At 59.5% G+C, this 8300-nt stretch carries 18 protein-coding genes; all 18 read left to right on the top strand.

Translation table 11 applies throughout. From position 1 onward, the window contains the following. The coding region (locus ABK249_RS32340) for an EF-Tu C-terminal domain-related protein (protein ID WP_462139379.1) at positions 1–125 on the top strand (125 nt) is incomplete at its 5' end. Positions 126–386: 261 nt separating this feature from the next. After that, a complete protein-coding gene (rpsJ, locus tag ABK249_RS32335; RefSeq protein WP_003547547.1) occupies positions 387–695 on the top strand; it encodes a 30S ribosomal protein S10 in 309 nt (102 codons plus the stop codon). A gap of 49 nt (positions 696–744) precedes the next feature. Beyond that, on the top strand, positions 745–1386 hold the full coding sequence (gene rplC, locus ABK249_RS32330) for a 50S ribosomal protein L3 (RefSeq protein WP_037151085.1): 642 nt from the start codon (positions 745–747) through the stop codon (positions 1384–1386). Positions 1387–1400: 14 nt separating this feature from the next. Further along, positions 1401–2021 carry a 50S ribosomal protein L4 gene (rplD, locus tag ABK249_RS32325; RefSeq protein ID WP_348864831.1) on the top strand — a complete coding sequence of 207 codons (621 nt, stop codon included), beginning with the start codon at positions 1401–1403 and terminating at the stop codon, positions 2019–2021. Further along, positions 2018–2311 carry a 50S ribosomal protein L23 gene (locus ABK249_RS32320; RefSeq protein WP_037151093.1) on the top strand — a complete coding sequence of 98 codons (294 nt, stop codon included), beginning with the start codon at positions 2018–2020 and terminating at the stop codon, positions 2309–2311. The genes rplD and ABK249_RS32320 overlap by 4 nt, the downstream gene beginning before the upstream one ends. Positions 2312–2322: 11 nt before the next feature. After that, positions 2323–3156 (top strand): 50S ribosomal protein L2, encoded by an 834-nt coding sequence (rplB, locus tag ABK249_RS32315; protein WP_037151096.1) that lies wholly within the window; start codon positions 2323–2325, stop codon positions 3154–3156. 16 nt (positions 3157–3172) lie between these two features. Further along, on the top strand, positions 3173–3451 hold the full coding sequence (gene rpsS / locus ABK249_RS32310) for a 30S ribosomal protein S19 (protein WP_029620128.1): 279 nt from the start codon (positions 3173–3175) through the stop codon (positions 3449–3451). Positions 3452–3453: 2 nt separating this feature from the next. Then, positions 3454–3843 carry a 50S ribosomal protein L22 gene (gene rplV / locus ABK249_RS32305; RefSeq protein WP_037151099.1) on the top strand — a complete coding sequence of 130 codons (390 nt, stop codon included), beginning with the start codon at positions 3454–3456 and terminating at the stop codon, positions 3841–3843. Next, positions 3843–4577 (top strand): 30S ribosomal protein S3, encoded by a 735-nt coding sequence (gene rpsC / locus ABK249_RS32300; RefSeq protein WP_037151102.1) that lies wholly within the window; start codon positions 3843–3845, stop codon positions 4575–4577. Before rplV ends, rpsC begins: the two co-directional genes overlap by 1 nt. A 38-nt stretch (positions 4578–4615) precedes the next feature. Then, complete coding sequence (rplP, locus tag ABK249_RS32295) at positions 4616–5029, top strand: 50S ribosomal protein L16 (protein WP_037151105.1); 414 nt, start codon at positions 4616–4618, stop codon at positions 5027–5029. 12 nt (positions 5030–5041) lie between these two features. Further along, positions 5042–5242: a 50S ribosomal protein L29 gene (rpmC, locus tag ABK249_RS32290; protein ID WP_037151107.1), complete on the top strand. Its 201-nt coding sequence runs from the start codon at positions 5042–5044 to the stop codon at positions 5240–5242. A gap of 11 nt (positions 5243–5253) precedes the next feature. Further along, positions 5254–5490, top strand: a complete 237-nt coding sequence (gene rpsQ, locus ABK249_RS32285) for a 30S ribosomal protein S17 (protein WP_003495195.1) — start codon at positions 5254–5256, stop codon at positions 5488–5490. 233 nt (positions 5491–5723) lie between these two features. After that, the gene (gene rplN, locus ABK249_RS32280; protein WP_007770138.1) at positions 5724–6092 is read left to right on the top strand and encodes a 50S ribosomal protein L14; all 369 of its coding nucleotides are present in this window, start codon (positions 5724–5726) and stop codon (positions 6090–6092) included. A 15-nt stretch (positions 6093–6107) separates the two neighbouring features. Beyond that, positions 6108–6416, top strand: a complete 309-nt coding sequence (rplX, locus tag ABK249_RS32275) for a 50S ribosomal protein L24 (RefSeq protein WP_037151108.1) — start codon at positions 6108–6110, stop codon at positions 6414–6416. Continuing rightward, complete coding sequence (rplE, locus tag ABK249_RS32270; RefSeq protein WP_037151110.1) at positions 6409–6966, top strand: 50S ribosomal protein L5; 558 nt, start codon at positions 6409–6411, stop codon at positions 6964–6966. Before rplX ends, rplE begins: the two co-directional genes overlap by 8 nt. A gap of 33 nt (positions 6967–6999) precedes the next feature. Further along, complete coding sequence (rpsN, locus tag ABK249_RS32265; protein WP_037151122.1) at positions 7000–7305, top strand: 30S ribosomal protein S14; 306 nt, start codon at positions 7000–7002, stop codon at positions 7303–7305. A gap of 12 nt (positions 7306–7317) precedes the next feature. Next, entirely contained in the window at positions 7318–7716 is a 399-nt protein-coding gene (rpsH, locus tag ABK249_RS32260; protein WP_037151125.1) for a 30S ribosomal protein S8, read from the top strand. 44 nt (positions 7717–7760) lie between these two features. Further along, positions 7761–8294, top strand: coding sequence for a 50S ribosomal protein L6 (rplF, locus tag ABK249_RS32255; protein ID WP_037151128.1), 534 nt, complete (start codon positions 7761–7763; stop codon positions 8292–8294). Positions 8295–8300 lie beyond the last annotated feature (6 nt).

Here is an 8300-nt window from a genome sequence, read left to right as displayed (position 1 = left end):
GCGACAACGTGACGGTCGACGTCGAGCTGATCGTGCCGATCGCGATGGAAGAGAAGCTGCGCTTCGCCATCCGCGAAGGCGGCCGCACCGTCGGCGCCGGCATCGTCGCATCCATCGTCGAGTGATCTTTTTAAGCAAGCGGCGGATAGCCGCTTGCTTATGACATAAAAATGTAGCAAATGGCGCGCCAGCGCGATTTGCTCCTGCTTCGCCTAGAGGCAGAAATCAAACACATAAGGTGGGCCTTAAGGGCCTGGAGACTGGAAAGGGATGCCGGTTGCGGCGTCCCCTTCGATCTTTGAAACCGGTGGTCCGCCTTAGGAAGAAGAACAACCCGTGCCGTTTCGTTTGGGCACGTGGATAACAGACAACAAGGATAACGTCGAATGAACGGCCAAAATATCCGCATTCGCCTGAAGGCGTTCGATCACCGGATTCTCGATGCTTCCACGCGCGAGATCGTGTCGACGGCGAAGCGCACCGGTGCTAGCGTCCGGGGCCCCGTTCCGCTTCCGACCCGCATCGAGAAGTTTACGGTTAACCGGTCCCCCCACATCGACAAGAAGAGCCGCGAGCAGTTCGAGATGCGCACCCACAAGCGCCTTCTCGATATCGTTGACCCGACGCCGCAGACGGTGGACGCGCTGATGAAGCTCGACCTCGCCGCCGGTGTCGATGTTGAGATCAAGCTCTGAGACCTTGGTTTCGGCCAGGGTTTCAGACTGAGTGAGAAGGATTGAACCGATGCGTTCGGGTGTAATTGCACAGAAGGTGGGAATGACCCGCGTCTATAACGACGCCGGCGAGCATATCCCGGTAACCGTATTGCGGCTGGACAACTGCCAGGTCGTCGCGCAGCGCACCGTCGAGAAGAATGGCTATACGGCTGTTCAGCTGGGCGCCGGCACGGCCAAGGTGAAGAACACGTCCAAGGCGATGCGCGGCAACTTTGCCGTCGCCAATGTCGAGCCGAAGGCGAAGCTCGTCGAGTTTCGCGTTTCCGAAGACAACATGATTGATGTCGGCACCGAGCTGACGGCCGCCCATTTCCAGGCCGGCCAGCTGGTGGACGTCACCGGCACCTCGATCGGTAAGGGTTTTGCCGGTGCCATGAAGCGCCACAATTTCGGCGGTCTGCGCGCCACGCACGGTGTGTCCGTTTCGCACCGCTCGCATGGTTCGACCGGCAATAACCAGGATCCGGGCAAGGTCTGGAAGGGCAAGCGCATGGCTGGTCACATGGGCCAGACGCGCGTCACCACCCAGAACCTCGAAATCGTCTCCACCGACGAAAACCGTGGCCTGATCCTCGTCAAGGGTGCCGTTCCCGGCTCCAAGGGCTCGTGGATCGTCGTTCGCGACGCCGTCAAGTCGGCCGCGAAGTAAGGGAGCCAGCTACAATGGAATATAACGTCAAGACCCTCGAGGGAAGAGACGCCGGCAAGGTCTCCCTGTCGGATGAGATTTTCGGACTCGATCCTCGCGAAGACATTCTGGCCCGCATGATTCGTTGGCAGCTCGCCAAGAAGCAGCAGGGCACTCACAAGTCGAAGGGCCGTTCGGAAATCGCCCGCACCGGTTCGAAGATGTACAAGCAGAAGGGTACGGGCCGCGCTCGTCACCATTCCGCTCGCGCTCCGCAGTTCCGCGGTGGCGGCAAGGCCCATGGTCCGGTCGTCCGCAGCCACGAACATGATCTTCCGAAGAAGGTCCGTGCGCTGGCTCTGCGTCACGCTCTCTCTGCCAAGATGAAGGCTGAAGATCTGATCATCGTCGACAACCTGGTCGCCGCTGAAGCCAAGACCAAGGCTCTTGCCGGCTCCTTCGAGACGCTCGGCCTGACCAATGCACTGTTCATCGGCGGTGCCGAACTCGACAGCAACTTCAAGCTCGCTGCCCAGAACATCCCGAATGTCGATGTTCTGCCGGTTCAGGGCATCAATGTTTACGACATCCTGCGCCGCGGCAAGCTCGTGCTTTCCAAGGCTGCTGTGGAAGCTCTAGAGGAGCGTTTCAAGTGACCGATCTTCGCCACTATGATGTGATCGTTTCTCCTGCGATCACCGAAAAGTCGACGCTGGCATCCGAGCAGAACCAGGTCGTCTTCAACGTTGCCAAGACTGCTTCCAAGCCGGAGATCAAGGCTGCCGTCGAGGCGCTGTTCGGCGTGAAGGTCACGGCCGTCAACACGCTTGTCCGCAAGGGCAAGGTGAAGCGGTTCCGCGGCTTCATCGGCAAGCAGAAGGACGTCAAGAAGGCTGTCGTCACCCTGGCCGAAGGTCAGACGATCGACGTCTCCACCGGTCTCTGAGGTATAAGACAATGGCATTGAAAAGCTACAATCCGACGACCCCGAGCCAGCGCCAGCTGGTCATCGTCGACCGCTCGGGCCTCTGGAAGGGCAAGCCGGTCAAGACGCTGACGGAAGGTCTCTCCAAGAGCGGCGGTCGCAACAACAACGGTCGCATCACCGCTCGCTTTATCGGCGGCGGTCACAAGCGGACCTATCGCCTGATCGACTTCAAGCGTCGTAAGTTCGACGTCGAGGGCACGGTCGAGCGTTTGGAATACGACCCGAACCGCACGGCATTCATCGCGCTCGTGACCTATACGGACGGCGAGCAGGCCTACATTCTCGCTCCGCAGCGTCTGGCTGCCGGCGACAAGGTGATCGCTTCCAACAAGGCGGTCGATGTCAAGCCGGGCAATACCATGCCCCTGCAGTACATCCCGGTCGGCTCCATCGTTCACAACGTCGAGATGAAGCCGGGTAAGGGTGGTCAGATCGCCCGCTCTGCAGGCACCTATGTTCAGCTCGTCGGCCGCGACCAGGGCATGGCGATCCTGCGCCTCAACTCCGGCGAGCAGCGCCTGGTGCACGGCTCTTGCCTTGCATCGATCGGTGCTGTATCGAACCCCGATCACGGCAACATCAATGACGGCAAGGCCGGTCGTACCGTCTGGCGGGGCAAGCGTCCGCATAACCGCGGCGTCGTCATGAACCCGGTCGACCACCCGCACGGCGGTGGTGAAGGCCGTACCTCGGGTGGTCGCCACCCGGTGACCCCGTGGGGCAAGCCGACGAAGGGCAAGCGCACCCGTTCGAACAAGTCGACAGACAAGTTCATCATGCGCTCGCGCCACGTGAAGAAGTAAGAGAGGAAGTCGTTCAATGGCTCGTTCAGTTTGGAAAGGTCCGTTTGTTGACGGCTATCTTCTCAAGAAGGCTGAGAAGGTACGTGAAGGCGGACGCAGTGAAGTGATCAAGATGTGGAGCCGTCGTTCCACCATCCTGCCGCAGTTCGTTGGTTTGACCTTTGGCGTCTACAATGGCTCGAAGCACATCCCGGTCAGCGTCAACGAAGACATGGTCGGACACAAGTTCGGTGAATTCGCTCCCACCCGGACCTATTATGGTCACGGCGCGGACAAGAAGGCGAAGAGGAAGTAATCATGGCGAAGGCTAAGACCGAACGCCGGCTGAAGGATAACGAGGCGCAGGCAGTTGCGCGCACGCTCCGTGTCAGCCCCCAGAAGCTGAACCTCGTTGCCGCCATGATCCGCGGCAAGAAGGTCGATCGCGCGCTCGCCGAGCTTGAGTTCTCGCGCAAGCGTATTGCCGGCACGGTGAAGAAGACGCTCGAGTCTGCGATCGCCAATGCCGAAAACAACCATGACCTCGACGTCGACTCGCTGATCGTCTCCGAAGCCTATGTCGGCAAGTCGATCGTGATGAAGCGCTTCCACGCCCGTGGCCGCGGTCGCGCCTCGCGGATCGAGAAGCCGTTTGCGCATCTGACGATCGTCGTTCGCGAAGTCGAGGAAAAAGGGGAGGCCGCATAATGGGCCAGAAAATCAATCCGATCGGTTTCCGCCTCGGCATCAACCGTACCTGGGACAGCCGCTGGTTCGCCGATAACGCCGAATACGGCCAGCTCCTCCACGAGGACCTGAAGATCCGCGCCTACCTGATGCAGGAGCTGAAGCAGGCCGGCATCGCAAAGGTTGTCATCGAGCGTCCGCACAAGAAGTGCCGCGTCACGATCCACTCGGCTCGTCCGGGCCTGATCATCGGCAAGAAGGGTGCAGACATCGAGAAGCTCCGCAAGAAGCTTTCCACGATGACCAACTCGGAAACGCACCTCAACATCGTCGAAGTGCGCAAGCCGGAAATCGACTCGACGCTGGTCGCTCAGTCGATCGCCCAGCAGCTCGAGCGCCGCGTGGCTTTCCGCCGTGCGATGAAGCGTGCCGTTCAGTCGGCCATGCGTCTCGGCGCCGAAGGCATCAAGATCACCTGCGCCGGCCGTCTCGGTGGTGCGGAAATCGCCCGTACCGAATGGTATCGCGAAGGTCGCGTTCCGCTGCACACGCTGCGCGCCGACATCGATTACGGTACGGCTGAAGCCGAAACCGCATTCGGTATTTGCGGCATCAAGGTCTGGATCTTCAAGGGTGAAATCCTTGAGCACGACCCGATGGCTTCCGAACGTCGCGCGCTGGAAGGCGATGCGCAGGGTCCGGCAAGCCGTGACCGCGATCGTGGCGATCGTCGCCGCGAACGCGAAAACGCTTGATAAGCGCTGGCGAAAGATAAGCTCGGAGAAGTAAGAAAATGTTGCAGCCAAAGCGTACCAAGTACCGCAAGCAGTTCAAGGGGCGCATCAAGGGTGTGGCCAAGGGCGGCTTCGATCTGGCCTTCGGCGAATTCGGCCTGAAGTCACAGGAGCCCAACCGCGTCAATGCCCGCGAGATCGAAGCGGCCCGCCGCGCGATCACCCGTCACATGAAGCGCGCCGGCCGCGTCTGGATCCGCGTGTTCCCGGATGTTCCGGTCACAGCCAAGCCGACCGAAGTGCGTATGGGTAAGGGCAAGGGTTCGGTCGAATACTGGGCCTGCAAGGTCAAGCCCGGCCGTATCATGTTCGAGATCGATGGTGTTCCGGAAGACACGGCGCGTGAAGCGCTTCGCCTCGGCGCCGCCAAGCTCTCGGTCAAGACGCGCTTCGTACAGCGCATCGCAGAGTAAGGAGAAGGCACGATGAAAGCCGAAGACGTACGCGGCCTCACGGCCGACCAGCTCAAGGACAAGCTTGCCGACCTCAAGAAGGAGCAGTTCAACCTGCGCTTCCAGAAGGCGACCGGTCAGCTCGAAAAGTCCTCGCGCATCAACGAAGTCCGCAAGGATATCGCCCGCGTGAAAACCATTGCCCGCCAGAAGGCGGCAGAAGCCAAGGCTTAAGGAAGAACAATATGCCGAAACGCATTCTGCAGGGCGTAGTCGTTTCCGACAAGAACGAGAAGACCGTTGTTGTCCGGGTAGAGCGCCGATTCGCGCATCCGTTGCTTCAAAAGACGGTCCGCCGTTCCAAGAAGTACAAAGCGCATGACGAGAACAACCAGTACAAGGTTGGCGACGTGGTTTCCATCGAGGAATGCGCGCCGATCTCCAAGGACAAGCGCTGGACGGTCGTTTCCGCCCAGGCTTAATTTGCAGAGAATGCAGCCAGGCCCTTGCGTCTGGCTGAAATATCTGTATGAAGCAGCGCATTGGCGCAGGACGCTCGGCAACGGGCGTTCTTTTGCTTTGAGCGCAGGGAAGGTCCCTTTCAGGGAAACCACCTTGGCAAGACCCATCCCGCGCACATCGAAATTCTGTCCATAAGCCGAAACAGGGCGTCTTTGCGTCCTTTGGTTCGGTCATTAGAAAAAGGCGACCTGACATGATTCAGATGCAAACAAACCTCGACGTGGCGGATAATTCCGGCGCACGTCGTGTCATGTGCATCAAGGTGCTGGGCGGCTCCAAGCGCAAGTACGCTTCGATCGGCGACATCATCGTCGTTTCGATCAAGGAAGCGATCCCGCGCGGCCGCGTCAAGAAGGGTGATGTGATGAAGGCGGTTGTTGTGCGTACCGCCAAGGATATCCGTCGTCCGGACGGCAGCGTCATCCGCTTCGACAACAACGCAGCGGTCCTTATCGACAACAAGAAAGAGCCGATCGGCACCCGTATCTTCGGACCGGTTCCGCGCGAACTTCGCGCCAAGAACCATATGAAGATCATCTCGCTGGCTCCGGAAGTTCTGTAAGAGGGAGCGGGACACATGCAGAAGATTAAGAAGGGCGACAACGTCGTCGTATTGACCGGCAAGGACAAGGGTCGCACGGGCGAAGTTGTCCAGGTCCTGCCGAAGGAAGATCGTGCCGTTGTGCGTGGCGTCAACATGGTGAAGCGCCACCAGCGCCAGACCCAGACGCAGGAAGCCGGCATCATCAACAAGGAAGCATCCATTCACCTGTCGAACATTGCGATCGTCGCCAAGGACGGCAAGCCGACCCGCGTCGGTTTCCAGGTCGTCGACGGCAAGAAGGTGCGTGTGGCCAAGCGTACGGGAGATGTGATCGATGGCTGAGGCAAAGTACGAGCCGCGGCTCAAGAAGGAATACGTTTCCCGCATCCGTGCCGCGATGAAGGAACAGTTCTCCTACAAGAACGACATGATGATCCCCAGGCTGGACAAGATCGTCATCAACATGGGTGTGGGCGAGGCGACCGCTGATTCGAAGAAGCCCACGGTGGCTGCTGCCGACCTGGCGGCGATCGCCGGCCAGAAGCCGGTCATCACCAAGGCACGCAATTCGATCGCAGGCTTCAAGGTGCGCGAGAACATGCCGATCGGCGCGAAGGTCACCCTGCGCGGCGCCCGCATGTACGAATTCATGGACCGCCTGATCAACATCGCGCTGCCGCGCGTTCGCGACTTCCGCGGCCTGAACCCGAAGAGCTTTGACGGCCGTGGCAACTTCGCCATGGGCCTCAAGGAACACATTGTGTTCCCGGAGATCAACTACGACAAGGTTGATCAGATGTGGGGCATGGACATCATCGTTTGCACGACGGCGACCAACGACGACGAAGCGCGGGCTCTTCTGAAAGAGTTCAACTTCCCGTTCCGTCAGTAACCGTAACGACGAGCGTTAAAAAGGAACTCCGATATGGCGAAAACCAGCGCAGTTGAAAAGAACAAGCGCCGCCGCAAGACCGTTGCCCAGCACGCCGCCAAGCGCGCTGTCCTGAAGGCGACCATCATGAACCAGGAACTGCCGATCGAAGAGCGGTTCAAGGCCACTCTGAAGCTGGCGGAACTGCCGCGCGATGGCTCGAAGACGCGTATCCGCAACCGTTGCGAAGTCACCGGTCGCCCGCGCGCTTTCTATCGCAAGCTCAAGATGTCGCGTATCGCGCTTCGTGAGCTGGGTAACCTCGGCAAGGTGCCGGGCATCGTCAAGTCGAGCTGGTAAGGAGATCGTTAGATGACCATGACTGATCCCTTGGGCGATATGCTCACCCGTATCCGCAACGGCGCTTCCCGCCGCAAGTCGACCGTGACGACGCCTGCTTCCAAGCTGCGCGCCCGCGTTTTGGACGTCCTGCAGGCCGAAGGTTACATCCGCGGTTATTCGGAAATCGATTACGGCAACGGCAAGTCCGAGCTTGAAATCGAGCTGAAGTATTACGAAGGCGCGTCGGTGATCCGTGAGATCGGCCGCGTATCTAAGCCGGGCCGCCGGGTCTATGTCTCGGTAAAGTCCATTCCGCAGGTCGCGAACGGCCTCGGCATCACCATCCTTTCGACCCCGAAGGGCGTGATGGCCGATCACCAGGCTCGCGAACAGAACGTTGGTGGCGAGGTTCTCTGCTCGGTCTTCTAAGGCCTAAGCAGGGGAACTCCATAACGAACAGACAGGATTGAAAAATGTCTCGTATCGGTAAAAAGCCCGTTCAGGTTCCTGCAGGTGTTACGGCCTCTGTTGATGGCCAGAAGGTGACTGCGAAGGGCCCGAAGGGCGAGCTGTTCTTTGTCGCGAACGACGAGATCAAGCTGAAGCTCGAAGACAATGCGGTTTCAGTGACCCCGGTCAACGAAACCAAGGATGCTCGTTCGAAGTGGGGCATGTCCCGCACGATGATCGAGAACATCTTCAAGGGTGTTAAGGACGGCTACGAGCGCAAGCTCGAAATCAACGGCGTTGGTTACCGTGCGTCGATGCAGGGCAAGAACCTGCAGCTCGCGCTCGGCTTTTCCCACGACGTTGTCTACGAGCCGCCGCAGGGCATTACCATTGCCGTGCCGAAGCCGACGGAAATCGTCGTCTCGGGCATCAATAAGCAGCAGGTCGGTCAGGTTGCCGCGGAAATCCGCGAATACCGCGGTCCGGAGCCCTACAAGGGCAAAGGCGTCAAGTACGCTGAGGAACGGATCGTCCGCAAGGAAGGCAAGAAGAAGTAAGGATCA

The organism is Neorhizobium phenanthreniclasticum (assembly GCF_040066075.1).
GTDB classification, from domain to species: domain Bacteria; phylum Pseudomonadota; class Alphaproteobacteria; order Rhizobiales; family Rhizobiaceae; genus Neorhizobium; species Neorhizobium petrolearium.
Note: the sequence above shows the minus strand (reverse complement) of the source record. Positions and strands in the feature narration are given on the sequence as shown.